The organism is Veillonella parvula, assembly GCF_002005185.1.
In the GTDB taxonomy this organism is placed as follows: domain Bacteria; phylum Bacillota; class Negativicutes; order Veillonellales; family Veillonellaceae; genus Veillonella; species Veillonella parvula_M.
Window position 1 is genome coordinate 978,540 of record NZ_CP019721.1, and the last position, 26,597, is coordinate 1,005,136.

Genomic DNA, 26,597 nt, shown 5'->3' on the forward strand with positions numbered 1-26,597 from the left:
GAATAATTCAAAGTAGTGCTTTTATTATTATTTATCAGCCACAACGAGTTTGTATCCATTTAAGTGAATGTTACTACCTGTTGTGTCTTCGTTGTTCAAGGATTTTACATAGCTGTCGCCTGTTAATATCCAATTGGAGTCTTTGCTGAGTTTCACAGTTACTTCTTTAGCAGCATTGTCTGTGTTTACAGCGCCTACAAGACTAGATCCATTTGTCATGTCTAGTGCGATGGTACTGATTGAATCAGCCATAATATTACCGCTTAGTTCTTGATTAGATGTGCGGAGTGTAAGATGACCGCCGTTCTCACCAGTTTTTCCCCAACGGGAGTCGGCAGCTGCTTTCACTAGGGTAGAAGTGTTCGGCATAGAGATGGCATTGTTAGACAGGTCTACTTCAGCAGTAGTGTTGTTTACATAGAGGAACGCACCCGTAGCGTGAGTTGTAAGTGTATTATTCTCTGCTTTCAGACGAGCAATACCGCTTTCAGCATCACCAGAGAAGCTTTGATATAGCATGAAACCATTATCTTTGTAGCCTGTTACATTGGAGTTTGTAAGGGTAATGGAGTTCTTACCTTCTACGACGCCAATTTCACTGTTATTCGCTATGCCGTTGACATTGTTCACTATAATATTACCCGTGGAGTAGATAACAGGGCTGCCTTCGCCAGATGTCGTAAGTTTGGCTGCTTCTGCGTTGATAGTGCCTTCTCCGCGATCTGTAGCAAGTGTGGCAGAATGAGCACCTTCAGTGGTGATAGTTAGATTTTTGCCATTTACAGTGCCTTTGTAAGTGGCATCTAAGCCACGAGAGGAATCGCTTTTTGTGTGAATATTAGTGTTTTCTACGTTGATAACAGAGCCTTCACCAGTGGCAAAGACTGCGTTAGAGCCTTTAGAATTAGATGTAATATTGCTACCTTTGATGTTAATTTGGCTACCCTCGATACCGAGGACTACTGCATTTTGACCGCGGAAATTGCTGTTGTCATCGCTTGTAGTGTCGCCTGTTTTGTCGAAAACGCTATTTTCAATATCAATTACCGCTTTATTTTTACCGATGAAAGCATTCTGATCGGCCGTTGTGTTTGTCATCAACTCATGTGCAATGGATTTGTTTTCTGTAACGATAGTTGTGCCTTTGAAAGTACTAGGATCTACATCAGCTTGTGGTGTCATCCCATTAGGGGCTCCATTCTGCATAGCTGTTGGAGGCATATCGTTAGGAGTACCAGAAGGTGGAGTCTCATTTGGAGGCATTTGGTTAGACGTGCCTGTAGGTGATTGACCCGCAGGTGCTTTGCCGTGAGGTGCGCCGTTTGGAGGTGTGCTTCCTTGTGCAGATGGTACTGTTTTAGTTTGTTCTGTTGTGGTTACAACTGCTACGTTGGTATTAGTTTGAGTCTCTGCAGCTAATGTTGGGATAACTGCTAATGTCGATAAAGCGGCACCAAGGACTGCAGGTAACACCCAACGACGTAATTTTCTATATGATAAGCTATTCTTTTTAGTTTTATGTTGTTTCTTTATAGTTGTTTTATTCATGATTAATATCTCCCAAATTATATACATACATTTTGAAAATACAACAAAATCTAATTGCGTAAAATTTAGAATGATAGAAGTATAATTTCTTACAATGAAAAGGATGTGAAGCATAGAAACAATCTTTTTTATTCCTTTTGAATTATCTGAGGTGGTTTACTTTTTATCGATTTTTTTAGTATAATATACGTCAGTACATATTTTATTTTGTACTGATTCTGCCATATATCACAGAAAGGAATTCCGAATTCGTAAAGGCGAATAGCGCAAGTACCCGCGAAGGCAGTCGTTAGGGTAGACGAGGTGAAGAGTGATCGAGTCATCAGCGGATGCTCTTCCGGCATATTCATGTCGTAACAGGTATTAAAAAGCCCATCGGTAACGATGGGGACAAAGTATATCTGAATGAATTGTATTGAACTAATATTTAATACATTAAATAGAATATTAATCTAGAACATTAATTAGTTAGCCTTAGTTTTTGCTGGGGCTAGAAATACCCCCAGTTATAGGAGGATATACGTATGTGCGGTATCGTAGGATACATTGGCTTTAATCAAGCATCTGATTTCTTGTTGGACGGTATGGCAAAGTTAGAATACCGTGGTTATGACTCTGCAGGTATTGCTGTTATCGGCCCTGAAAATGTAATTAAAATTCAAAAGAAGGTTGGCCGTCTTGCTAATCTTGAGGCAGTTGTGAAAGCAGATCCTAATGAGGGAACTGTAGGTATTGGTCATACACGTTGGGCTACACATGGTCGTCCATCCGACATGAACGCCCACCCTCATGCATCTGAAGATGGTAAATTTGCTGTTGTACACAACGGCATTATTGAAAACTACATGCCTTTAAAAGAAGAGCTTATTACAAAAGGGTACCATTTCAAATCTGAAACTGATACAGAAGTTGTAGCTCATTTGTTAGAGGATATGTACGATGGCGATTTCGTGGGCACAGTACGCCGCATGCTAGCTCGTGTTGATGGTGCGTATGCTCTCGAAATCATCTGTGCCGATGAACCGGATAAAATCATTTGTACTAAAAAAGAAAACCCATTGGTTATCGGCCTTGGCAAGGGTGAAAACTTTGTAGCATCCGATATTCCAGCTATCATTAACTACACACGCGATACATACATCTTGAGCGATGGTGAATTAGCTATCGTTACTCGCGATAATGTATCCGTATTTGACCGTGAAGGTAACCCTGTTGATAAAGAAGTATTCCATGTAAACTGGAATGCGGAAGCAGCAGAAAAAGGTGGTTATGAGCATTTCATGTTGAAAGAAATTCATGACCAACCTAAGGCTGTACGCGATACATTCGGTACACATATCTCTGAAGATGGTAAAACAGCAATCTTTGATGAGTTGAATTGGACTGCTGAAGATGTGGCAGCTTTCAATAAAATTCTCATCGTTGCATGCGGTACTGCATACCATGCAGGTCTTGTAACAAAACAATATATTGAAAACTTGGCGCGTATTCCAGTTGATGTGGAAATAGCATCTGAATACCGTTACAGCAACCCGTTGACTGATGATAAAACATTATGTATCGTTATTAGTCAATCTGGTGAAACATCCGATACATTGGCGGCTTTGAAAGAAGCTAAACGCCTTGGCGCCAAATCATTGGCCATTACCAATGTTGTTGGTTCCAGCATTTCTCGTGAAGCAGATAACAAAGTTTACACATGGGCTGGCCCTGAAATTTCTGTAGCGTCCACAAAAGCGTATACTACTCAATTAGTAGCGGGATTGTTGTTCGCCGTATACCTAGGTCAATTAAATGGTAAATTAAATCCAGCCTTAGCCGAAGAAATTCTTAGCGGCGTTAAAAACTTACCATCCTTGATTCATGAAATCTTTGAAGTAGACGAAGATATGAAAGCCTTTGCTAAACATTATGGTTTCAAATCTGATGCATTCTTCTTGGGCCGTGCTATCGACTATGCAGTAGCGATGGAAGGTGCTTTGAAGTTGAAAGAAATTTCTTACATCCACGCTGAAGCATATGCTGGTGGCGAATTGAAACATGGTACATTGGCTCTTATCGAAGAGGGCGTACCTGTTATCGCATTGGCTACACAAGAGGATGTGTACGATAAGATGATCAGCAACATCCGAGAGGTAAAAGCTCGTGAAGCTATTGTAATCGGTATTGGTATGAAAGGTGACGAAGAATTATCTAAACACGTAGACCATACAATCTATGTTCCTCGTGCGAATAAATTCATCGCTCCAATCTTAGCAGTTGTACCATTGCAATTATTAGCGTACTATGCAGCGATTACACGCGGCGCAGATGTAGATAAACCACGTAACTTGGCTAAATCTGTAACCGTAGAATAATATATATAACCAACAGTGCTTTGGCACTGTTGGTTTATTTCAATATAGGGAGACTATTATGGCAGTTATATTTTCCGGCATCCAACCAAGTGGGGAGTTAACACTTGGTAACTATTTGGGGGCTTTACGTAATTTCTTAGATTATCAAGATACTGAAGAATGTTACTATTGTATCGTTAACCAACATGCGATTACGGTACCGCAAGATCCAAAAGAATTATTTCAAAACACTCGTAATTTGGCTGCATTGTACCTTGCGGTTGGCCTTGACCCTAAAAAGGTAACATTGTTTGTTCAATCCGAAGTACCTGAGCATGTTAAGCTCGGTTGGGTTATGCAATCTATTAGCTATGTTGGCGAATTAGAGCGTATGACTCAGTACAAGGATAAGTCTCAAAAGCAAGGGGATTCTATTCCAACTGCATTGCTTACGTATCCACCGTTGATGGCGGCAGATATTTTGCTATATGGTACGAATTATGTTCCTGTAGGGGAAGACCAAAAGCAACATCTCGAGTTGACTCGTAATTTAGCAGAGCGTTTTAACCGTAGATTCGGTGAAACTTTTGTAGTACCTGATATCAAGGTCGGCGAAGGTGGCGCTCGCGTTATGAGCTTGCAAGAACCAACTAAGAAAATGAGTAAATCTGATGATAACCAAAATGCTACAATCCGTCTTTTGGATGCACCAGATTTAATCGTGAAAAAGTTGAAACGAGCTCAAACTGATTCTGATAATGCAGTTCGCTATGATAAAGAAAATAAACCAGGCATCTCTAACTTGATGGGAATCTACCGTGCTATTACAAAAGATAGCTACGAAGCTATCGAAGAAATGTACGCAGGCAAAGGTTATGGCGTGTTCAAATCCGATATTGCCGACCTTTTAGTAGCAACCCTTGAACCAATTCAACAACGTTACAATGAATTGATTACAAGCCCTGAACTGGATGTAATCCTTGATGAAGGGGCTGCTAAGGCGCATGCTAAAGCAAGTGCAATGTATCGTAAGGTAGAACAAGCTATGGGCTTGTGCCGTAAATAAAATCATATAGTAGACTTTCAATTTGTGAGGTAAGCCATGACGAAACAAGAGGCGATGGAACGCTTTTCATCAGGTGCCGTACAACAGAGCTTAGAAATACATCGCGGTATACAGTGGACCGGTCGCATCATCGGCCTAGTTGTGTGTGCGTTGATTGTAAAATATATGCCCTCAGACTGGGCGGAACGTGTATGGTATTATCTGTTGTTGCTCGTGATATTATGGACCCTTCATAGATTAGGTGAAAGTCAAGCTTTTATCTGTGAAAAGGGCCTCGTGTTAAAACGTAGGCCTTTTTCTGTGAAAGAATACTTTCACAGTTTATTCTATGGGGATGAATATTTCGTCTTTGTTGATTATGAGCATATTATTGGATTCACCGAGGAATGGCGTGAGTTGCAAGCAATGAATGGTCATGGTGGGATCTATGTGATACCACTTGATCTGCATCAGGTGGCGTACAAGGATAAAATGGCGATGATTGAGGCCATTCATAAACATACGCAGTCATAAAGTATAAGTACGTAGCGTCATACAATATAGGCATACAGAAATATAAATATAGGACTACAGAAACATAAAGCAAATGAATCTAGAATCATAAACTATATATGTGGAGAGTCTGTAAAATAAAAAATGCAAAATTCATCGAATTAACTATTTACAACTTTAATGAACTAAAGTATAATACAATCATTAAGTACAGAATCTAAATCTGTATTGAACATATTATTAAGTAGTAAATGGGCGATAATCGCCGTGGAGGATAGTTATGAATTGGAAAAAGATGATGGCCGTTGGCCTTGCAGCCGTGTCTATGATGGCATTTGTAACAGGTTGTGGTGGTGACGCTAAAAAAGCTAATACAGAATTGCCTAAGAAAGTTGTTATCGGTTTAGATGATAGTTTCCCTCCAATGGGCTTTAAAGATGAAAAAGGTGAAATCGTTGGCTTTGATATCGACATGGCTAAAGAAGCAGCTAAACGTGCTGGCATGGATGTAGAGTTCAAAGCTATCGACTGGTCTAGTAAAGAAGCGGAACTAAAATCTAAAAAAATTGATGCGTTGTGGAATGGCTTAACAGTTTCTCCTGAGCGCGAGAAAAATATTTTGTTCTCCAATACATATATGAAGGATAAACAATATGTCATTGTTCGTAATGACGATGATTCCATTAAAGGTAAAGCCGATTTAGCTGGTAAGGTAGTAGGCGTGCAACAAGCTAGTACTGGTGAAGCAGCATTGCAAAACGATCCAAGCGGTAAGACTGTTAAAGAAACAAAATCCTATGCGGATTTTGTAAGTGCCTTCATGGATCTTGGTATTGGTCGTGTTGATGCGGTTATTGCTGACGGTGTAATCGCTCGTTATCTTATGACAAAAGAACCTGGTAAATACAAAATCGTAGAAGGTACTGACTACGGTGTTGATAATTTCGCTGTTGGCTTCCGTAAAGATGATACTGCTTTGCGTGACAAAATTAATGGTATCTTAGCTGAAATGAAAAAAGACGGTACTGCTGATAAAATTGCTGAAAAATGGTTAGGCTCAGGCGCAGACTTAGATAAGAGCGATGCTAAATAGTACAATTCGTGATATACTAATAGTACTATGGTCAGTAGGTACAACTGATAATTAAAGAACGAAATGTACACTAGAGAAGCGGCCAGATGGCCCTTCTCTAGTCGTGGTTTGAAGGAGTCTTTCATGTTAGATTATTTATTGCAGATTATCCCAACCATCGCTGATGGCTTAAAGGTAACCGTATCGCTATTCTGTATTGTATGGATTTTATCTATTCCTGGTGGCATTTTAATGGCTATGTTACGTCTATCTAAATTGCCTTTAGTAGATAAGTTTGTTGATGCTTTCGTGTATTTGATGCGGGGCACACCGTTGATGCTACAAATTTTATTCGTCTATTATGCATTGCCAATCATCACAGACGGTGCCATTCAAATGGATGATGCGACGGCAGCAGTTCTTACCTTCGTATTAAACTACGCAGCGTATTTATGTGAAATATTCCGCGGTGGTATTCAATCTATCTCTCGTGGTCAGTATGAAGGGGCAAAGGTTCTTGGTTTTACCTATGCACAAACTATGCGTAAGATCATCTTGCCACAAATGTTTAAACGTGTATTGCCTCCTCTTGCGAATGAGACGATTAACTTATTGAAAGATACATCTCTCGTGTATGTATTGGCGATGAATGATATCTTGCGTATTACAAAATCTATCGTACAACGTGATTTTGATATTTCTGCATTCCTCGTGGCAGCATTATTCTACTTAATCTTTACCTTTATTTTGACGAATATCTTCAGCTACTTAGAACGAAGATTTGCTGTATACGAAGATTAATCTAATTCTATGGTAGTTTGTCATATGTAATGATGTAGCTAGTTTTATAGGTGAGATACTTTTATTTGATGTCTATAGATGCGATTTTATAGATGAGATATCTTTACTTGAGGCGCTAGTTATATACTTAATATGACGATGTAAGAGGTACTTATGACATTTGTAAATATGGAGCGTATTGAAAAACGCTTTAATAATCAAACCGTATTGCGCGATGTGTCGCTCAAAATGAATAGAGGAGAAATTGTTTCTATTATCGGACCTTCTGGTTCTGGTAAATCCACGTTTTTGCGCTGCTTAGGTCAGTTAGAAACGATTGATGGAGGCTCTATTACCGTTGATGGTACGATTCTTGCTAGTACTGAAAATGGGGTTGTAAAATACGCTTCTCCTCAAACTCAGCATGAATTATTGCTCCGCATGGGTATGGTATTCCAATCTTTCAATTTGTTCCCGCATATGACGGTATTAGATAATATTATGATTGCTCCACGTATGGTAAAAGGTATGAAAGATGACGAAATCTCACCGATTGCAGAGCAATTACTCAATAAAGTAGGATTATGGGAAAAACGAGATATGTATCCATCTCGCTTGTCTGGCGGTCAGCAACAGCGTGTAGCTATTGCCCGTGCGCTAGCGATGAATCCAGAAATTATGCTCTTTGATGAACCCACATCTGCTCTTGATCCTGAGCTTACTGGTGAGGTTCTTAAGACAATCAAACAATTAGCGGACGATCACATGACGATGATTATCGTAACTCATGAAATGAACTTTGCTCGTGAAGTATCGGATCGTGTTATCTTTATGGCTGATGGTGTTATTCAAGAAGAAGGAACACCAGAACAAATTTTTAGTCATCCGCAGAACGAAAGAACGAAAGCGTTCTTGGATAATATGTTATAGGAGGTTCTATGAAGTTACGTTTATTTGCGGCAACCTTAGCTGTCATGGCTTTGGGAACGACTTCTATTATGGCAGAAGATTTACAGAAGACGCCTGATACACCTTTATCTATTGTGGAATCTCAGAAGGATTCCGCATCTATTTTGCCAGAACAATACAAATCCTATGCTACTAAGATGAACACGGTGGTGAAGGATTACAAAAATGGTTATATGTTCTCGATTCCTTGGCGTGTAGCTGATGGCGTTATGTTAGATATGGATGTGCGTAGTGAAAGTGAACATATTCAAGGGTATTCCTTCAATTTAGCGGGCCCTACGCAAGAGGATTCCTATACAGTATCTTTTACTAAGCGCAATAATACACCACAAGAAGGAATATCTCAAAAAGAATGGAATACGACTTGGTATGGTGTACCTATTAAGGGCATGTCTAATGAGGAGTATTTAAATATCTGGCGCCAACATAGCAATAACTTTGAGCATAATGATATTGTTGGTGGGTTCTTTGCTAAGAAAGGTGCAGTTTCCGCACGCTGGGATAAGAGTACACCAAAATCTTATGCAGATATGACATCTACAGAGCCGGTTCAGTCTGTATTTGAAGCAGAATTTATCATGGAGAAAGATCCAACTCATCGGTACAATTTGTCTAGTACGTATGCACCTGTTCGTGCAGAGTTTATGGAGCTAGGTTTGATGGAGCATACAATTCCATCCTTTGAATTGATCAATAAGCGCGGTTCTAATGCTATTAAAGGGGTAAAAAAAATATTAACCGGCACAAGCGATATCAGTGTTGCAGAAGGTATCAAATTTACCTATCCAAAAGGTTTCACCCGTCTTAATGAAAAGGGTAAGATTGCTTTCACTAAACATAATATACGCCTCGACATTGAGTCCTTTACAATCCCAGTACAAGCTGTCAGCTCCGGTATGCCGACAATGATGGGCAAGCAAATGCTTGGTGACTATTATCTTAAACAATTGGTTGATGTGAACAAGGCCACGATTACTCGTTATGAAACGCATATCATTGACGGTAATGTAATGTTCTATTTGGCGGGCCATATGAAAAATCCAAATACGTCTGATACAGCTGTAGCGGAACCAGTATCCTTTGGCGCAACAATTATTCTTGGCAATGAAGGTAATGTAGCAGTAGCTCGAATGATTGGTCCATCCGGTAGTAATCTTGCTACTCAGGAACTTATAGATGTATTAGATGGTTTTAGATTGACTACTACACTTAATACAAACCAATCGTCTCAGGTTCTTTAATATACGCATAATATTCTTTTATTTGTATAATTCTGTACGATTTGTGCTATAATGTAATAAATCCTCAGAAAAAAGAGGAGTTTTCCTTGATGGTCTAGAATATATTAGTATAGGCTAAACGATATTTGATCATATCCCCTTTGAGGGATTAGGAATAGGAGGGGTTATTATGGTTACCTACAAAACTATTGTCGTACCTACTGATGGTTCTGAAAATGCTAAACGTGCGTTGGAACATGCTCTCGCTGTAGCGGATCGCAACCAAGCTGAATTGATTGTTGTTCACGTTGCAAATATTGTGTCTGCTATTTCCAATTTTGATCAAACACCAATTTCTGGTGGATATGTATCTGAGCAAATTGCTGAGGATATGGAAGAAACTGGTAAGGAAATTCTTAATGATGTAGTGAAAGAAATTCCTGCAGGCGTAAAAGTTAAAAGCGTATTTGAAGTTGGCTCCCCTGGACCTGCACTACTTGCAGTGGCAAAAAAATATAATGCTGATCTCATCGTAATGGGTAGCCGTGGTCTTGGCCCTTTGAAAGGCTTATTCATGGGTAGCGTAAGTAGCTATGTAACTAGCCACTCCACTTGCCCTGTATTAATCATTAAATAATTTATATCTTATATAGATATGATAAAAAAAGAGACTTTGGTTTCTCAAAGTCTCTTTTTTATGTTAAAAATGATATAATGTCTATATGTGTGCCATACATATTGGTGTTATACGTTAAGACGTATCGATTAGTGACATAGAAGAGCTACAAAAAAGAATGGATAGGATTAAAAAAGGGGGATTATATGACCGACAAACAAGAATCATTGCTGAAGCTAGCAGAACTGTTTAAAATCTTGGGTGATCCTACACGCCTTAAAATAGTAGAGCTATTACTAGAAAATGAAATGTGTGTTAATCACATTGCAGAAACCATGGAGATGGGACAATCTGCTATTTCTCATCAATTGCGTGTATTGCGCCAAGCACGTCTTGTTACATATCGTAAAGATGGGAAAACAGCATATTATTCTCTAAACGATGATCATGTTGAATGTTTAGTTCGCATGGGGATGGAACACGTAGCTCATCAATAATTTAAATTTTTTATAATGAACACATTTCGTCCTACTTAGGATGAATTGTGTTTTTATATTTTATATATTTTATTTGAGTTGTATTTGATTATGGAGAAGTATATAAAGTGAATCTGTTAATGAAAAATATAGGAATATTAGTGGTGTTTTTAGCTACTGTATTCTTATCAACAAAATCTATATGGGCAAAACTAATTTATTTAGATTCACTGAGCCCTTTGAATGTTCTTGTGTGTAGGGCTGTTTTATCATTACCTTTTTTTCTTATACCAATGATTCGCTTTGATTGGAATAGCGTGAATAAAAGTAAGGTTTTTAAATACTCATTTTTGGGGGCTATTCTTTATGTATCTTCATCTATAACGGACTTCATAGGATTATTATATATATCTGCCTCATTAGAACGTGCTGTTCTATTTACATTTCCAATTTACGTTTTTCTGTTATCATCAGATTTATCACGCATTACATTTTCAAAAGTAGTTTTAATTGTATCTACTGTGCTAGGATTAGCAATTATGTTTAATCCTACCGTTGATAACCACCTTACAGATACTTTAATAGGCATTTCACTAGTCTTGCTTTCTGCAATCTTTTGGGCGTTGTTTATTATTTATAGTAAGAGGGCTGTTTCGAATATTAGTTCTACTATTTTTACCAGTACTTATATGTGTATAACTACAGTACTTTTACTTCTCGGCTTTATAATTGATAGCAAAAATTTTACTACATTTTCAACACTCCAAACGCATACTATGATTTATTTAGTATTTTTGGCCATTTTTTGTTCTATCATTCCTTCATACTTGATGTCTTTTGGTCTTAAAAGAATTAATGCATCTCTTGCAGCCGTTATTAGTGCAATGGGACCAATAGTTACTTTAGCTTTAGATGTAGTTATTCTTAATCATAATTTAGCCTTGAATGAAATTATTGGTGCTATAATTGTTACAGCTTGTGTAACTTGTTTAACAAGGCTAAATGCTAAGGCATAAAAAATCACTCATAGTCATATGGCTATGAGTGATTTTTTATAACTATGATTTTTTATTTTAATATAATGGGAATAGATAATAGGCTATAGTAATAAACAGTGGCATTGTTATAGCGGATAAAATAGTTGTGCCCATTACGATTTGTGTAGCATATTCTGGATTATTCTTCATTTCAATAGCAATAAGAGACATATTGATAGCGGTAGGTACGCTGTAGGTTATGATGATAGTTTGCGCCGCTATTGGATGCATAGGTCCATAGAACATAATGAATAATATAGTAATACCAGCTGCTAGGAGTGGACTCACAACGAGCCGTAATGTGGTAGCAAGCATGACATCCATCTTAAAGAAGTTTAGCGGTGTTCTATTAATTTGAACACCCAAGGCAATCATAGCGACGCCAACGAAGGCATTGGCAAATATATTGAGCGGTGCAAAGAAGAAGAGACCGTGTAAATCGAAAGGGAGTAGGTGGCAAAGTAGTGCCAGTGGGATGGCATATACCATAGGCATGTGGAATACGACTTTTAGTGCATCCCGAGGGGTTAATCGTCCTGCTCCCGCTTGGTAGAAACCGTAGGTATTACTGCTAATAGTTTGTATGATCATGATAGATACAACACTCACTAAACCTAGATTAGCATAGGGGGTAGCACCATCGATGACATATGGAATGTTAGTAAATACAAAGATAGCAAGGGCGACACCCATATTCCCAACGTTATTAAACATAACGCAGTTTTTTAAGGTTGCAATCTTAGCCACATCATATCCTTGTATCTTACCTACCACATCTGAAAGGATGGAGTTTAGTATGAGTACACAGAGCGCACAGAATACAATCTCCAAAGTACCTGAGTTAAGTTTAGCTTCATACATCGCTCGAAATATAAAGGTAGGTAACAATATATAAAAGTTTAGTTTACTCAGCGTATATAGATCGAGTTTAAATTTTCTATCTAATATAAATCCCACGCCTATAAGTACTAAGATAGGGACCATAGAATTCATAAAAATATGGCCTACTAATTCGAATAGATTCATCATCTCACCTAGAGTTTTTCTTTAATATATTAGTTAATATATAAGGCATAATTTTAGTTTATCGTATAACTATATGTAGTAAATATACAGTTGTTTTATATAAGCTGTAAGTGAATAAGTTTTCTAAAATATTTTTATCCTTTATAGTATTATCATACCATAGTATCTATTGTTTGGGGCTTAAAAATTTATTGATTATTATTACTTATCATAATCATCAGAAATATCTATGTAGAATGTGATTTTAGTATACGATTTCAATCATTGATTTATAGTATAATATGTATATGTTGTATATGTTGTATATTTCAGTTTGTTAGTACGCGAAGTGTCTCTAGGTATTACCATGGCGTTTACAGTATGGCGTTTTAAGGGATGCACAGGAGGAATTATGAAACGAATTTTATTAGTATTAATAAGCGTTTTCATGCTTGCTTTTTTAGTAGGTTGTGGTAATGATGCAAGTAAACCAACTGAGTCAGCTAAACCAAGTACATCTGAAAAGATTACTGTACAAGCTGCAGCAAGCCTTAAAGGTGCTCTTACAGAATTGGCTGATGCTTACAAAAAAAGCCATAACTTAGCGGATGATCAAATCGCTATTAACTTCGCTGGTTCTGGTACATTACGTCAACAAATCGAACAAGGTGCACCAGCTAGTTTATTTATTTCTGCTGACGAGAAAAATATGAAAATGTTACAAGAAAAAGATTTGGTAACTGATGTAAAACCATTCGTAACTAATGAACTCGTTCTCGTAGTTCCAAAAGGTCAACCTAAGGTTGAGCTAAATCAAATCGCTACAGTAAAGCGTATCGTATTGGGCAATCCTGAAACAGTACCAGCTGGTAACTATGGTAAACAAGTATTAACAAAACTAGGCGTTTGGGAACAGGTAGAACCTAATGTAGTATACGCTAAAGATGTAAAAGCTGTAACAGCTTCCATTAGCCAAGGTGCTGGAGATGCTGGTTTCATCTATAAAACTGATGCTATCGCAGCGGGCGATGCAGTTGAAATCTCTGCAGTAACACCGGCTGATTCCCATGATCCAGTTATCTATCCAATTGGTATTATTAAAAAATATGACAACGCATTGGCAAAAGACTTCTACCAATACGTAATGAGCCCAGAAGGCCAAAAAGTATTAGAAAAATACGGTTTCTCTACTTCTAAATAAGAGTAAAACGCTAGCTTTCAGGGCTAGCGTTTTCTTATGATACAATAGAGACATTATTGGTATTACTAATAACATTATTTCGAAGGGTATGCTATTTTTAACTGTATGTAATTTCTAGCTCATTTGTAGTGATGACTGTTAAATAATCTAGTATATGATATGATTTTAGGCATATAATTTGCTTAAAAATATTTTGGGATTAATGGATATAGCACATATTGTAGAGTTGTTGTGTATAGAAAGGGGGCGTGACATGAGTCCATTCTGGCTATCATTATGGGTAGCAAGTATAGCTCTTATCATAGTGATTGTAAGTGGTTTAGCCGCATGTTATTGGATGAATCGCTGTAAATGGAGTGGCATGGCTATTATTGATGCACTTATTACCTTGCCGCTTGTATTGCCACCAGTTGTTGTTGGCTTTGCTCTTCTCATGGTGTTTACGCCAGGCTATGCCTTTGGTGCATGGCTTGAGACGCATGGTATGAGCGTTGTGTTTGCGGCATCTGGTGCGGTGGTAGCATCTTCAGTTATTGCGTTTCCATTATTTTATCAGACGGTGCGTTCTGCATTACAATCTGTCGATCATAATATGGAGGACGTAGCGCGCACATTGGGTGCTTCAGAGTTACGTATCTTTTTTACTATCTCCGTACCACTCGCTTGGAAAGGCATTTTGACGGGCAGTATCTTAGCCTTCTGTCGTGCTATGGGCGAGTTCGGTGCTACCATTTTGATTGCAGGCAATATTCCAAAGGTAACGCGCACCATGCCACTTGCTATCTACTCTTACGTAGAGGCAGGACAGTACATGGATGCTTTTGAATTAGTTATCTATATTTGTGTGCTCACATTGGCATTGTTGAGTGGGATTCACCTCATCACAAAGGGGTCCTTGTTCCGTCACATTGATAATAATTAGGAGGTCCGATGATTACATTTTCCTTTACCGTAGCTAGACCTTCTGTGACTGTGAAAGCCGATGGGGTACTTCCTTCTGGTATTACCGTTTTGACAGGTCAATCTGGCAGTGGTAAAAGTACTTTCATTAAATGCATTGCAGGACTGGTAAAACCCACTACAGGTAGTATTCACTGTAATGAAACAACGTGGGTGGATCGAGATAATAAGATTTGGGTTCCCGCTCAAAAACGTCAGGTAGGCTATATGCCACAAGGCAATATCGTATTCCCGCATTTGTCTGTGGAACATAATATTACCTATAGCAAACGAGGCACACCTGACATGTGCAATAGTTTATTGCAGCGTTTAGGCCTTGAGAAATATCGCAAAACGAAGGCTGGCAGTCTGTCTGGTGGCGAACAGCAACGAGTTGCTTTGGGACGTGCGCTCTACTCTAAACCGACTATCTTGCTTCTTGATGAGCCTTTATCTGCTTTAGATTGGAACTTGCGAAAGCATGTGCGCGAAGATTTGGTGTCCATTATTCGCGAGTGGGATGTACCTTGCGTATGGGTTACCCATGATGAAAGCGAAGCCGAAATGGTTGGAGATCGGCACTGGACCTGTGAAGAAGGAATCATTACAATTCCTAAATAAGGAGAAGTCTAATAAAAATATAAAACACCTTCATAAACGTTATCATATGATATATGCTATTCAACTTGAATAGGGTCTCATTTTGATGACTATTTGTGAAGGTGTTTTTGCTATTACTATAATCTTTATTATTGATTTAGTATATGTACATTACGTTTTGGTTGTTGTTACTGTTTAATTCCTGCAGATGTGTGTGCTGTTTTACTTATAAATCCAATGATAGCTGTAACGATAAATGCCATTGTAAAGGTTGGTAATGTAGCACCTATTGTGCTTTCACTATGTAACATATAGTGGTATAAACCAACAGATACCGCCCAAATAAGACCTCGTACGAGATAAGCCGATAGTGTTTGTACTTGTTGGCGATTGATAAAGTAGTCCGCCAATAAGATGGCAATCATCGGCGCAAATACAGAGCCGATGAGGTATAGGAAGTCTGTAATATCGTCCATCGGATACAAGATAGCTGCAATAGTGCCAACGATTGTAACAATAACTGCAATGCCCTTACTAGATGCACTATTATAGATTGTGGTGCTAGAAACACCTGCAGAGTAAGCGTCCATAAAGGTTGTAGTGACAGTAGAGAAGATAATTACGAGGAGCCCTGCTAGGCCAAGGCCTGCATTCATCATAATGGTAATAATAGAGTCTCCACCACCAAAGATGGCCTCACTAAGACCTAAGGTATACATGACGATACTTGTTATAGTGTAGATTGTAGCACTTGTAAGTGATGCGGTGAAAGGATGTTTACTTTCACGCGTATAGTCACTGATGAGGGGCAGCCAAGATAATGGCATAGCAATCGATAATTCGAGGGCGGCTATAAAGCTCATTGAGCCATCTGAAACAAGGTTGCTTTCACTAGGCCATTGAGCGATCATATGCATCCCCATATAAAAGGTAAGACTTAGTAATAAAAGAGATACGATGGCTTGCACATAACCCGTATTATGGAGGCCGATGAAGAGCCACAAAATGACGAGGGCTCCGATGGCAATGGTCCAAATCATAGGTGATAGAGGTGCCAGTGCTTGTAAGGCTAACATGGCATCGTAAATCATGATGCTGGTCCAACCGATGAGTTGGAGCATATTTAAAACAGCAAAGCCCTTTGCTCCTAATGGTCCAAAGCTAAAAGCGGTAGTATTCATACTACCTTGCCGGAGCCGACCACCGATGAGACCAGCCCCAAAGAGTAATATGCCGCCGATAATATGACCTAAGATGATGGCATAGAGACCTTGTGTAAGTCCTAAGGGAGCCAGATAGGTACCGGTCATAATTTCTGCAATCGATAGAGCGGCACCGAACCATATCATGGCAAATTGTGGTTGCGTGATGTGTGTATTTTTCATACGTCCTCCTTGCCAGGAAGTCATAGAAAAAGCCGAGCTCACAGGAACTCGGCCATTAATCCTCTATGTTCCCTACGTTGGCATTATCCAAATCAGGTTATGGGTTAAAGCTTTAGCTTACTCTCAGCCCACTTGTGTGAGCACCCCATTATGGCTTCATTATACGAGGTGCTACGGGAACCGTCAATTATTTTGTTGCATAGATTGTATAATAATGTTATAACTAGATTATAAAAATATATTGCCACTAGGGGTGCTTTTGCTGAGATTGACCATTCAAAACCCTAGACCTGATCCAGATAATACTGGCGTAGGGAAGTGGAATGAAACATGATACCAAACTATTACGAGACCATTCCATTTGAGGTGGTCTCATTTTTATTTACTTGGAGGTATTATGAAAAAAATGATTATTGCTAGCATATGTGTGGCCTTAGGTGTCGTCTTATCGACTACGTCGATACCTATTGGCCCTGCTCGTATTTTTCCATTTCAACATATGATAAATGTAATCTTAGCCGTTATAGTTGGGGCGAGATTCTCTGTAGGCGCTGCCTTTAGTACTTCTTGCTTACGTAATGTACTAGCACTAGGTTCTCCCTTAGCCTTTCCAGGTAGTATGATTGGCGCTTGGTTATCTGCGTATTTATATAAAAAATACAACGCCATCTGGGCAGCGGCTTTAGGCGAAATCATTGGCACTGGACTTATTGGTGCTCTTGTAAGCTATCCAATTGCTCATTTCCTACTAGGCAAACCATTGGCATTGTTGATCTTGATTACATCCTTTTCTATGAGCTCTATCGGAGGTGCTTGCATTGGCTTCGTAGTATTACAAATCTTATCTCGACGTAATCTGTTACACAAGGAGGCATAATGAAACTACATACTGCATTAACAATTGCCGGTACCGACCCTAGTGGTGGCGCTGGCATTATGGCCGATTTGAAATCCTTCCAAAGCCGAAATGTATATGGCATGGCCGTTGTTACTTCTGTGGTGGCTCAAAATACAACGGGGGTGCACCACGTAGAACATCTATCGCTAGAAAGCATAGAAAAACAGTTACACGATGTATATTCAGATATTACACCACAAGCCGTTAAGACGGGCATGATTGCTTTACCAGAGATGATGGATCTCATTTATCCGTATGTGAGTAAGAACATCCCTTATGTGATGGATCCAGTTATGATTGCCACCAGCGGTGATCGACTTGTATCGGATGAGGCTGTCGATTTCTTAAAATCTAAACTCATTCCGGTCGCTACAGTCATTACACCTAATCGTAGCGAGGCAGAGGTGTTAGCGGACATGTCTATCTCTTGTAAAAGTGACATCACAACAGCTGCTAACCGTATTTTACGTGAATTAGGACCTCAAGTGGTCATCATTAAAGGTGGGCATATTGGAGATGATGCAACGGATTATGCTTTCACCAAAGATGGAGATGTGCGTACGTGGACAAGTCCTAAATATGATACTGTTCATACTCACGGTACGGGTTGCACCTTCTCGGCGGTTATTACGGCAGAGCTCGCCAAAGGGCGTGATGTAATGGATGCAATTGGCATTGCAAAGAACTATATTTCCCTTGCGATTAAGCATAATCCAGCACTTGGAAATGGCTGTGGACCTGTTAATCATATGGCTTATGGGTTATTGGTAAATGGCCCTCAAACGATGGATGAACTTTTGAAAAATGACTAGAGGAGATAGTTATATGACCTACAACAATCCAAATATAAATGGTTCAAATTGGTCCGAACTGAATATATTAGAGTCTCTACGCAAAAAAAATCCTCTTGTTATTTGTATTACCAATGATGTGGTGCGGACCTTTACAGCTAACGGTTTGCTAGCCATCGGTGCATCACCCGTGATGAGTGAGTGTAGCGAAGACTTAAAAGACCTTATCGTTCATGCTTCTGCACTGCTCATCAATATTGGGACCGTTACACCAGATAAGGTTACTTATTACAAAGAGGCTGTTAAATTAGCGAAGGCTCATGAGGTACCCATTATACTAGACCCTGTGGGTTGTCACGCCGGGGCTTATCGATTATCTGTTGTTTTAGACTTGATTAAAACTGGTGCTATTTCGTTGCTACGAGGGAACCAAAGTGAAATTAAAGCCATCTATGATGCTCTTAATACAAATCATAAGATTGATAGTTCTCTTTCGGGTAAGGGTGTAGATGGAGAACAAGTTGAGGATAGCGCAATTATAACGTATCGTCTTGCACGCCAAATTAACTGTCCTGTCGTCGCAACGGGGGAAGAGGACTACGTTTCTGATGGAACTCGCGTATTTGCAGTTCCTCATGGTCACTCAATCATGACAGCGGTAACAGGGACCGGCTGTCTATTAGGAGCTGTCTTAGCTGCATTCTTTAGTTCCTATTATCCATTTATGGATAACCTGTCTATCGGTGAGTTTCTTGCGTATGCACTGGCTTACTATGGACTTGCTGGTGAAAGTGCGGTTAAGGTGAGCGGTGTAAAACCTGGCATCTTTAGTGTGGCATTTATGGATGCCTTATATGAATTCGATGATGCGATGCTTTTATCTAAAAATCGAATACGCCCCGTAGTTGTACCTGATCAATTAAAGGTATATTTTATTAGTGGTACACAGGATGTAGGATTTAATGAAAGACATTTATTGGACACTGTTGAAGCTGCTTGTCGGGGTGGCGTTACATGCTTTCAGTTTAGAGAGAAGGGCATAGGAACATTAGAAGGACAACAGAAACTAGAATTAGCTCAGCAGTTAAAAGAAATTTGTGCTATGTATAATGTGCTTTATATTATTAATGACGATGTAGACTTAGCAGTGGCTGTTAATGCTGATGGTGTTCACGTAGGACAAGAGGATATGCGTTTAGAAGACGTTCGTAATCTTGTAGGAAATAAGGTTGTTGGTATATCCATTCATTCTGTGGAGGAACTTCATAAGACTGATGTAGTGTATGCAGATTGTGTCGGTGTAGGTCCTATGTATGCTACAAGTAGCAAACCTGATGCACAAGAGCCATGCGGACCAGATTGTATTACTGAGTTACGAGCAGAAGGCTTAACATTACCTTGTGTTGGTATAGGTGGGATTACGTTAGCTAACGCAACGCCTGTTTTGCAAGCTGGTGCCAGTGGAGTAGCCGTAATATCTGCTATTGCTCATGCAGATAATCCATATGAAGCAGCAGAAGAATTTAAAAATTTAGTAGACAAAATAAAAATCTAGCAAAAGAATGCAAAAAAAGACGATGACAAACAAATGTCATCGTCTTTTTGTTAAGGAAGTTGTCAGTACTTACTGTAAGTTTAGATTGTACTTACAGGTATAGTTTCATTAAAATCTGTACTTACAGGCTATTAATCTAGTTGGTGTCGCACTTACAGATTAGATGGATTCAACGAAACGGTGGAAGAAAGCTTGTGGGTGTGCACATACAGGACAAACTTTTGGAGCTTCTTCACCAACGTGTACATAACCGCAGTTAGCACAGATCCAAGCTACTGGTTCGTCATTGTGGAATACTTTGTTACCGGATACTTGAGCGGCTAATGCAAGGTAACGAGCTTCATGACGAGCTTCAATTTTACCAACTTCGCGCATTTGGAAAGCGATTTTAGCAAAGCCTTCTTTTTCGGCTTCGTCAGCGAATTCTTTGTACATTGTAGTATGTTCGTAGTTTTCACCAGCTGCTGCATCGCGAAGGTTAGCTTCGATATCAGCGGAAATATCGCCACCATGAAGAGCTTTGAACCACAATTTAGCATGTGCAGATTCGTTGTGAGCTGTTTCTTCGAAATAGTCAGCGATTTCGTTCATGCCAGCTTTACGAGCTGCACTAGCGTAGAATGTATATTTTTGAAATGCTTGGGATTCGCCAGCAAATGCTGCTTGAAGATTTTTTTCAGTGTTAGAACCTTTTAATTCTGCCATTTTAATACTCCTTTGTACTTACGATAATTTTCAAAATTGTTACTTAACGTATATATTCATAACCACTTGGTTGTGAATGCAATGGAATAGAATACTTATTCTATCAATCTCGAGGGCGACTTCGCCTTAGTAAGAAAACTTATTCTTAGATCAAATAGACACTTGCCTAACTCTTAAAATAGTACTTACTTATTTGTGTATTTCGGCACTTGCCGTCTTAACAGTTTTATATACAATGTGTTATCCGTATACTTAACGAATAATCATTGTTGACTATATTGTAACATACTAAATGAGAAATGCAAGTCTTTTTGTAAAATTTATTTCGAAAATTTTCTAAATGATAAATATTATCAATGCAGTAAAAATGTGGGTTTATAAAGATTGAATAGTATGGGATTTATAAAAAATCTCTATTTTGATATTGAGAATGATAACTAAATGAAAAATCATTATTGTTTAGTTATTAATGTTGATTTTTTTAGATGTATTAATATTTCCCTATAAAATATAATGATTAAGCTAAACATTTTTGTGATCTTTTGGTGATTATATAATACTATTTTTCTTGTGTTATGGTTTTAATTATAAGAACAGCAGACATATCAAATCTGTACATTATATATTTAGGGCGAAAATTTTATGGTTATATAATAGACGATTGAACTATAGAATCAGTATATATTTATAGAACCAACTATTTTATGTATAATAAATATATAAATACTGACAGAAGTTAAAGGAGGCGCCATGGCATTTGTTAGATATTACGTAGGCGATGTAGTGAAAATGAAAAAATCACATCCTTGTGGCAGTGACGAGTGGGAAGTTAAGCGAATCGGCACAGACTTCCTCATCGTATGTAATGGCTGTGGTCATCAACTTTTGATGCCGCGCCCTAAATTTGAAAAGGCTGTTAAGAAAATCGTCTCTCGATTGCCGGAAAATGAGTAAGGAGAAATTATGGTACGACTTACTGATTATGTGACAAGTGGAGGCTGTGCGTGTAAGATTGGGCCTCATATATTGAACCGTGTGCTAAAAGCTGTAACACCCGTTACTAACGAACATGTTCTCGCAGATATGACTGGTGCCGATGATGCAGGTGTATATCAAATCTCGGATACCTTTGCATTGGTGCAAACCTTAGATTTCTTTACACCTATGGTTAATGATCCTTGTTTATTCGGTAAAATTGCAGCTGCCAATGCACTAAGCGATGTGTATGCTATGGGTGGAACTCCTTTAACGGCGATGAATATCGTAGGCTTTCCGGTTCCTCTCGTCGAGCAAGGTGTTTTGACGGATGTGTTAAATGGGGCTGGTTCGATTGTAGCCGAGGCTGGTGCAGCCATCGTAGGTGGACACAGCATTGAAAATAAGGAACCTATCTTTGGGATGTCTGTGACTGGTCAAGTAAATCCCCATCAGATTTGGAAAAATAAAGGTGCTCAAGTAGGGGACGTGTTGGTACTAACAAAACGCATTGGTACAGGTATTATGAATAATGCGTTGAAAGCAGATTTATTCCCTGTAGGCACGGAACAGGCCGTCACTAGTATGAGTACTTTAAATCGTGCAGCAGCTGAGGTGGCACATAACTTTACAGTTCATGCTTGTACAGATGTTACGGGTTTTAGCCTCATGGGACACTCTGTAGAAATGGCAAGTGCTTCTGATGTGACGATTCATATTAAAGTTTACGATATCCCTCTTTTTGATGATGTCATCGAGGCGGCTCAAATGGGGTTAATTCCGGCTGCATCTTATGGTAATCGCAAGGCTATAACTGAAGTGCAAGTTGATGAGGCCTTGGATCCTGTATGGACGGATATTGTATTTGATCCTCAAACCTCTGGAGGGCTACTATTCTCTGTTCCTGCTAGCGAAGGTGAGCCACTTGTTCAGGCCTTTCATAAGGCGGGTATTGACTGTGCTGCTATTGTGGGGACTGTTGAAAGCTTCAGTGGTTTAGCGGTACGCGTTACAGAATAAAATTATAAAAATCAGGTCTATACTATTGAGGATAGATATTTAATTAAATTATTAGCTGATAGCTGATACTTTCACAAATTATATAATGTATATAGAGGTGTATGATGAGCAATACAAAGGAATTAACGGTAGATGTGCGCGGTAGTTTATGCCCAAAACCTGTTATTGAAACTAAAAAGGTAAGTGATGCGAATCCGAGTGCTATTATTACTACTATTGTAGATAATGAAGTGAGTCGCGACAATGTGGCGAAGTTCGGGAAGTCTCGTGGTTATGGTGTAGCTATTCGCCAAGATGGCAAGGATTTTTATCTTACTATGACACCAAATGCAAATCCGGTAACGGAAGTAAGTTGTGAACCTATGAACTATGGAAATCGCGTCATTTTGATGACGAAGGATTATCTTGGTGAAGGTAGTGAAGAGCTCGGTAGAAATTTGATGAAAACTTTCTGGGTGTGCATGGTAGAAGCCGATGTGAAACCATCTAAGATCTATTTCATTAATAGCAGTGTTAAGATGGTAACTAACGATTCTGTTCATTTGGAAAATATTAGAAAGCTAGCTGATGCAGGTGTTGAAATTGCAGCATGCGGCATTTGCCTTGATTATTTCGGTGTAAAAGCTGAGCTGGGCGTAGGCAGTATTACTAATATGTACGCTATTACAGATGCAATCCTTGGAGATAATATTGTTAAGCTATAATATTAGTATTTTATTTCGATATATCGGTTTAGAGCTACTGATTTAAAGTAGATTTCTTATTTCTAGAATGAATCATTGAGATGAAAGACATTTAATCGTATCTACTTTGGTAGGAGGTGAGGCATTGGAAAATAAAAAATTACTTGTCGTTTTTACATCCTATTATTTTGGTGATAAAGCGGATAAAGTATTAACCGAGTTAGAGGTGCCTCATCAGTTGATGGCCACCCCTCCAGAGCTTTACGATATGTGCGGTTTATCTATTGCAATAGACTCAAGTATAGTGGATCAAGTAAAGACCATTTTAAAAGAACATAAAATTAGTACATCTGGCTTCTTTTGGTATGAAAAAGGAGAGCTAGCCGTACCGTATAAAGTCTAGACGTTGTCTAGGCTTTTTTTACTTTAGTGTCCATCTTCATATAACTTGAACGATGAGTGTGGTACTATAGAAACATGATATATTTTATCAATTACAGATATTAATTATGGAGGTATATATGAGTAAATATGAAATAGAAAATGTAAAATTAACAGCCCCTAAATTTGATCGTAAAGATTTAGAATATGCTATGACATATCGTTACGCATGTAAGAAATTTGATAGTACTAAAAAGATTTCTGATGATGATTGGCAAGGTATCTTAACAGCGGCGCGCTTGTCTCCAACCTCCTTAGGTTTTGAGGCTTACCAATTATTAGTTATTCAAAATCCTGAAATCCGTGAAAAGATGAAATCTTATGGTTGGGGTATTCAAGCTAGTCTTGAAGCGAGTCATTTCGTGGTGTTCTTAACACGTAAAAAGGTGGATTTGGAATTTGATTCTCCTTATGTACGCTATATTCAAGAAGAGGTGAAACAATTACCTGCTGAAGTTGATGCTATTTATAAAGAAAAATATGCTCAGTTCACAACTGAAGACTATAAAACATTTGAGTCTGATCGTGCTGCCTTTGATTGGTCTTCTAAGCAAGCGTATATTGTAATGGCAAATATGATGACTATGGCTGCTTATGAAGGTCTTGATTCCTGTGCATTGGAAGGCTTTAATCAAGATAAGATGACCGCTTTTTTAGGTGATGAACTAGGGCTCTTTGATACAAAACATTTTGGTATTGCCGTTATGGCTGCTTTTGGTTATCGCGATGAAGAACCGCATCGCAATAAAACACGTCGCACAATGGATGAAATTGTTACAGTAGTTTAATCGATTGCGACTTTTATATCTATATCGAATTTCTTCATTTAATCTTTAGAAATGCATGTTATATTATAAATATACATATTATTTATAATATTTATAAAGTTCGTTTTTTTGTAGGATATTATAAATATATTGATTAAATAGGAAGGAGTGATCGTATGTTATGGTCAATTATTGTTGGTGGTTTTATCGGTTTTCTTGCAGGAGCCATCACTAACAAAGGTGGAGCAATGGGCGTTATTGCCAATGTTGTTGCTGGTTTAGTTGGTTCGTCTGTGGGTCAAGCAATATTTGGCACATGGGGTCCTAGCTTAGCTGGCATGGCATTAATTCCTTCTGTTCTTGGTGCTGTAATTGTTGTTGCTGTTGTTTCGTTTTTCTTCGGGAAAAAGGGATAGTAATCTATTTTTAAAAGTATAGCTAACATAGCTATAAATGATTTTATATGAAAGGATCATAATTATGGCATTAGAAGATAAATTAAATCAAGCTAAAGGTGCATTAAAAGAAAATGCCGGTAAATTAACTGATAACAAAGAATTGCAAGCAGAAGGCGCTGTAGAAAATACAGCTGCAAAAGTTAAAGAGGCTGCACATGATGTTGCTGAAGATCTCAAAAAAGCAGCTGAAGATGTTAAAGATGCTGTAGATGGTGCGATTAGTGGCGTCAAAAATGTTCTTCATAAAGACGATAAATAATATTATATAAAGGTTATAATTAGTAATAAAAAAACCAGTAAATCCTGAGATTTACTGGTTTTTGTTATATAAGTTTGTTTATACATTGAAGCGGAAATGGGTTACATCGCCGTCTTTCATAACGTAGTCTTTACCTTCAAGGCGTACGAGGCCTTTTTCTTTAGCTGCATTTTGGCTACCACAAGCTTGTAAGTCATCAAAGGATACAATTTCAGCGCGGATAAAGCCTTTTTCAATATCCGAGTGAATTTTACCAGCAGCTTGAGGTGCTTTTGTGCCATTTACGATTGTCCAAGCACGAGCTTCCATTTCACCAGCTGTGAAGTAATTGATAAGACCTAAGAGTGCATAACTTGCTTTGATAAGTTTTGTTAAGCCAGACTCTTCAAGACCAAGATCTTCAAGGAATGCAGCGGATTCTTCTTCGGATAACTCTGCAATTTCGGACTCGATACGAGCGGACACAACAACGATGCCAGCGCCTTCGTTTTTCGCATATTCCTCTACGCGTTTTACATATTCGTTGGAAGCGTAATCAGATACTTCATCTTCAGAAATATTGGCTACATAAAGAGATGGTTTTGCTGTAAGCAATGTTAACTCTTTGATCATTTCCAATTCTTCTTCTTCAAGACCTTGTGCACGAACAGGTTTCGCTTCGCCAAGACCTTCGATGATGCGTTCTAATAATGGTAATTCAGCACGTGCATCTTTGTCGCCAGATTTAGCAATTTTTTCAATACGTTGTTTTCGTTTTTCTACGGATTCAAGGTCAGCTAGGCAGAGCTCAGTATTAATGATTTCAATGTCGCGAATTGGATCAATAGAGCCAGAAACGTGAGTGATGTTAGGGTCATCGAAACAACGAATAACTTGTGCTATCGCATCTACTTGGCGGATATGGCTAAGGAATTTATTACCCAAACCTTCGCCCTTGGATGCACCTTCTACGAGGCCAGCAATATCTACGAAGCGCATAGCAGCAGGGAGGATGCGTTTGGAACCGAACATTTCAGCCAATACAGCTAAACGATTATCTGGAACGTCAACGACACCTACATTAGGTTCAATTGTACAGAATGGATAATTGGCAGCTTCAGCGCCCGCTTTTGTGATAGCGTTGAATAATGTACTTTTACCAACATTTGGAAGGCCTACGATGCCTACTTCTAAATTTGTGCTCATGGTACCACCTTTTATTAACAAATTGATTTCGTTCTTTGTGAAAGTTTATAGCAATAGTTTGTTATAAACCTTATCAAATAAATATTATACCATACTAATAGGATGGAATTACTCAATA

At 38.6% G+C, this 26,597-nt stretch carries 28 protein-coding genes and 2 riboswitches; of the genes, 23 read left to right on the forward strand and 5 right to left on the reverse strand.

The genetic code is table 11. From position 1 onward, the window contains the following. Positions 1-27: 27 nt before the first annotated feature. Positions 28-1,548 carry a superantigen-like protein SSL4 gene (locus B1A77_RS04335; protein WP_077708067.1) on the reverse strand — a complete coding sequence of 507 codons (1,521 nt, stop codon included), beginning with the start codon at positions 1,546-1,548 and terminating at the stop codon, positions 28-30. A gap of 524 nt (positions 1,549-2,072) precedes the next feature. On the opposite strand from B1A77_RS04335, the gene glmS reads away from it, so the two are divergent. The 10 genes from glmS to B1A77_RS04385 all read left to right on the forward strand — a co-directional run bounded on the left by glmS (position 2,073) and on the right by B1A77_RS04385 (position 11,591). After that, positions 2,073-3,905 (forward strand): glutamine--fructose-6-phosphate transaminase (isomerizing), encoded by a 1,833-nt coding sequence (glmS, locus tag B1A77_RS04340; protein WP_077708068.1) that lies wholly within the window; start codon positions 2,073-2,075, stop codon positions 3,903-3,905. 58 nt (positions 3,906-3,963) lie between these two features. Then, complete coding sequence (trpS, locus tag B1A77_RS04345) at positions 3,964-4,950, forward strand: tryptophan--tRNA ligase (protein WP_077708069.1); 987 nt, start codon at positions 3,964-3,966, stop codon at positions 4,948-4,950. Positions 4,951-4,986: 36 nt separating this feature from the next. After that, on the forward strand, positions 4,987-5,463 hold the full coding sequence (locus B1A77_RS04350; protein ID WP_077708070.1) for a hypothetical protein: 477 nt from the start codon (positions 4,987-4,989) through the stop codon (positions 5,461-5,463). 259 nt (positions 5,464-5,722) lie between these two features. Next, positions 5,723-6,535, forward strand: coding sequence for an amino acid ABC transporter substrate-binding protein (locus B1A77_RS04355; protein WP_004693860.1), 813 nt, complete (start codon positions 5,723-5,725; stop codon positions 6,533-6,535). A gap of 123 nt (positions 6,536-6,658) precedes the next feature. Further along, positions 6,659-7,315, forward strand: coding sequence for an amino acid ABC transporter permease (locus tag B1A77_RS04360; protein ID WP_077708071.1), 657 nt, complete (start codon positions 6,659-6,661; stop codon positions 7,313-7,315). A gap of 153 nt (positions 7,316-7,468) precedes the next feature. After that, complete coding sequence (locus B1A77_RS04365; RefSeq protein ID WP_077708072.1) at positions 7,469-8,224, forward strand: amino acid ABC transporter ATP-binding protein; 756 nt, start codon at positions 7,469-7,471, stop codon at positions 8,222-8,224. An 8-nt stretch (positions 8,225-8,232) separates the two neighbouring features. Then, positions 8,233-9,504 (forward strand): hypothetical protein, encoded by a 1,272-nt coding sequence (locus B1A77_RS04370; protein ID WP_077708073.1) that lies wholly within the window; start codon positions 8,233-8,235, stop codon positions 9,502-9,504. 169 nt (positions 9,505-9,673) lie between these two features. After that, on the forward strand, positions 9,674-10,120 hold the full coding sequence (locus B1A77_RS04375; RefSeq protein WP_004693853.1) for a universal stress protein: 447 nt from the start codon (positions 9,674-9,676) through the stop codon (positions 10,118-10,120). A gap of 185 nt (positions 10,121-10,305) precedes the next feature. Continuing rightward, on the forward strand, positions 10,306-10,596 hold the full coding sequence (locus B1A77_RS04380; RefSeq protein WP_004693850.1) for an ArsR/SmtB family transcription factor: 291 nt from the start codon (positions 10,306-10,308) through the stop codon (positions 10,594-10,596). Between the two features lie 119 nt (positions 10,597-10,715). After that, complete coding sequence (locus B1A77_RS04385; protein WP_232054999.1) at positions 10,716-11,591, forward strand: DMT family transporter; 876 nt, start codon at positions 10,716-10,718, stop codon at positions 11,589-11,591. Positions 11,592-11,648: 57 nt separating this feature from the next. Here B1A77_RS04385 and B1A77_RS04390 read toward each other — a convergent pair whose 3' ends face one another. Beyond that, a complete protein-coding gene (locus tag B1A77_RS04390; RefSeq protein ID WP_077708075.1) occupies positions 11,649-12,638 on the reverse strand; it encodes an AEC family transporter in 990 nt (329 codons plus the stop codon). 391 nt (positions 12,639-13,029) lie between these two features. Between B1A77_RS04390 and modA the strand changes: the two genes are divergently transcribed. The 3 genes from modA (at position 13,030) to B1A77_RS04405 (ending at position 15,378) form a co-directional block, all read left to right on the forward strand. Continuing rightward, positions 13,030-13,818 (forward strand): molybdate ABC transporter substrate-binding protein, encoded by a 789-nt coding sequence (gene modA / locus B1A77_RS04395; RefSeq protein ID WP_077708076.1) that lies wholly within the window; start codon positions 13,030-13,032, stop codon positions 13,816-13,818. A gap of 253 nt (positions 13,819-14,071) precedes the next feature. Then, positions 14,072-14,740, forward strand: a complete 669-nt coding sequence (modB, locus tag B1A77_RS04400; protein ID WP_077708077.1) for a molybdate ABC transporter permease subunit — start codon at positions 14,072-14,074, stop codon at positions 14,738-14,740. An 8-nt stretch (positions 14,741-14,748) separates the two neighbouring features. Continuing rightward, the gene (locus tag B1A77_RS04405; protein WP_077708078.1) at positions 14,749-15,378 is read left to right on the forward strand and encodes an ATP-binding cassette domain-containing protein; all 630 of its coding nucleotides are present in this window, start codon (positions 14,749-14,751) and stop codon (positions 15,376-15,378) included. A 167-nt stretch (positions 15,379-15,545) separates the two neighbouring features. On the opposite strand, the gene cytX is transcribed toward B1A77_RS04405, so the two are convergent. Beyond that, positions 15,546-16,742, reverse strand: coding sequence for a putative hydroxymethylpyrimidine transporter CytX (gene cytX, locus B1A77_RS04410; protein WP_077708079.1), 1,197 nt, complete (start codon positions 16,740-16,742; stop codon positions 15,546-15,548). Positions 16,743-16,794: 52 nt separating this feature from the next. Continuing rightward, a riboswitch (TPP riboswitch) is annotated at positions 16,795-16,900 on the reverse strand. An 81-nt stretch (positions 16,901-16,981) separates the two neighbouring features. Continuing rightward, a riboswitch (TPP riboswitch) is annotated at positions 16,982-17,076 on the forward strand. Between the two features lie 63 nt (positions 17,077-17,139). Here cytX and thiW point away from each other — a divergent pair. The 3 genes from thiW to thiM are packed head-to-tail and all read left to right on the forward strand — an operon-like array spanning position 17,140 to position 19,986. After that, entirely contained in the window at positions 17,140-17,619 is a 480-nt protein-coding gene (gene thiW, locus B1A77_RS04415; protein WP_077708080.1) for an energy coupling factor transporter S component ThiW, read from the forward strand. Further along, positions 17,619-18,452 carry a bifunctional hydroxymethylpyrimidine kinase/phosphomethylpyrimidine kinase gene (gene thiD, locus B1A77_RS04420; RefSeq protein WP_077708081.1) on the forward strand — a complete coding sequence of 278 codons (834 nt, stop codon included), beginning with the start codon at positions 17,619-17,621 and terminating at the stop codon, positions 18,450-18,452. The genes thiW and thiD overlap by 1 nt, the downstream gene beginning before the upstream one ends. 13 nt (positions 18,453-18,465) lie before the next feature. After that, positions 18,466-19,986, forward strand: coding sequence for a hydroxyethylthiazole kinase (gene thiM, locus B1A77_RS04425; protein WP_077708082.1), 1,521 nt, complete (start codon positions 18,466-18,468; stop codon positions 19,984-19,986). A 159-nt stretch (positions 19,987-20,145) separates the two neighbouring features. On the opposite strand, the gene rbr is transcribed toward thiM, so the two are convergent. Continuing rightward, the gene (rbr, locus tag B1A77_RS04430; RefSeq protein WP_004693830.1) at positions 20,146-20,691 is read right to left on the reverse strand and encodes a rubrerythrin; all 546 of its coding nucleotides are present in this window, start codon (positions 20,689-20,691) and stop codon (positions 20,146-20,148) included. Positions 20,692-21,441: 750 nt separating this feature from the next. Between rbr and B1A77_RS04435 the strand changes: the two genes are divergently transcribed. The 7 genes from B1A77_RS04435 (at position 21,442) to B1A77_RS04465 (ending at position 25,294) form a co-directional block, all read left to right on the forward strand. After that, complete coding sequence (locus B1A77_RS04435) at positions 21,442-21,645, forward strand: DUF951 domain-containing protein (RefSeq protein WP_004693828.1); 204 nt, start codon at positions 21,442-21,444, stop codon at positions 21,643-21,645. A 9-nt stretch (positions 21,646-21,654) separates the two neighbouring features. Continuing rightward, entirely contained in the window at positions 21,655-22,686 is a 1,032-nt protein-coding gene (gene selD / locus B1A77_RS04440; RefSeq protein ID WP_077708083.1) for a selenide, water dikinase SelD, read from the forward strand. A 104-nt stretch (positions 22,687-22,790) separates the two neighbouring features. Continuing rightward, positions 22,791-23,390 carry a sulfurtransferase-like selenium metabolism protein YedF gene (gene yedF, locus B1A77_RS04445; RefSeq protein WP_077708084.1) on the forward strand — a complete coding sequence of 200 codons (600 nt, stop codon included), beginning with the start codon at positions 22,791-22,793 and terminating at the stop codon, positions 23,388-23,390. Between the two features lie 124 nt (positions 23,391-23,514). After that, positions 23,515-23,772 carry a putative Se/S carrier protein gene (locus tag B1A77_RS04450; protein WP_077708085.1) on the forward strand — a complete coding sequence of 86 codons (258 nt, stop codon included), beginning with the start codon at positions 23,515-23,517 and terminating at the stop codon, positions 23,770-23,772. Between the two features lie 118 nt (positions 23,773-23,890). Next, positions 23,891-24,598, forward strand: coding sequence for an NAD(P)H-dependent oxidoreductase (locus B1A77_RS04455; RefSeq protein WP_077708086.1), 708 nt, complete (start codon positions 23,891-23,893; stop codon positions 24,596-24,598). A 155-nt stretch (positions 24,599-24,753) separates the two neighbouring features. Further along, positions 24,754-24,993 (forward strand): GlsB/YeaQ/YmgE family stress response membrane protein, encoded by a 240-nt coding sequence (locus tag B1A77_RS04460; RefSeq protein ID WP_004693817.1) that lies wholly within the window; start codon positions 24,754-24,756, stop codon positions 24,991-24,993. A gap of 64 nt (positions 24,994-25,057) precedes the next feature. Further along, complete coding sequence (locus B1A77_RS04465) at positions 25,058-25,294, forward strand: CsbD family protein (RefSeq protein ID WP_008715418.1); 237 nt, start codon at positions 25,058-25,060, stop codon at positions 25,292-25,294. Between the two features lie 78 nt (positions 25,295-25,372). Here B1A77_RS04465 and ychF read toward each other — a convergent pair whose 3' ends face one another. Further along, positions 25,373-26,479 (reverse strand): redox-regulated ATPase YchF, encoded by a 1,107-nt coding sequence (gene ychF / locus B1A77_RS04470; RefSeq protein WP_077708087.1) that lies wholly within the window; start codon positions 26,477-26,479, stop codon positions 25,373-25,375. Positions 26,480-26,597 lie beyond the last annotated feature (118 nt).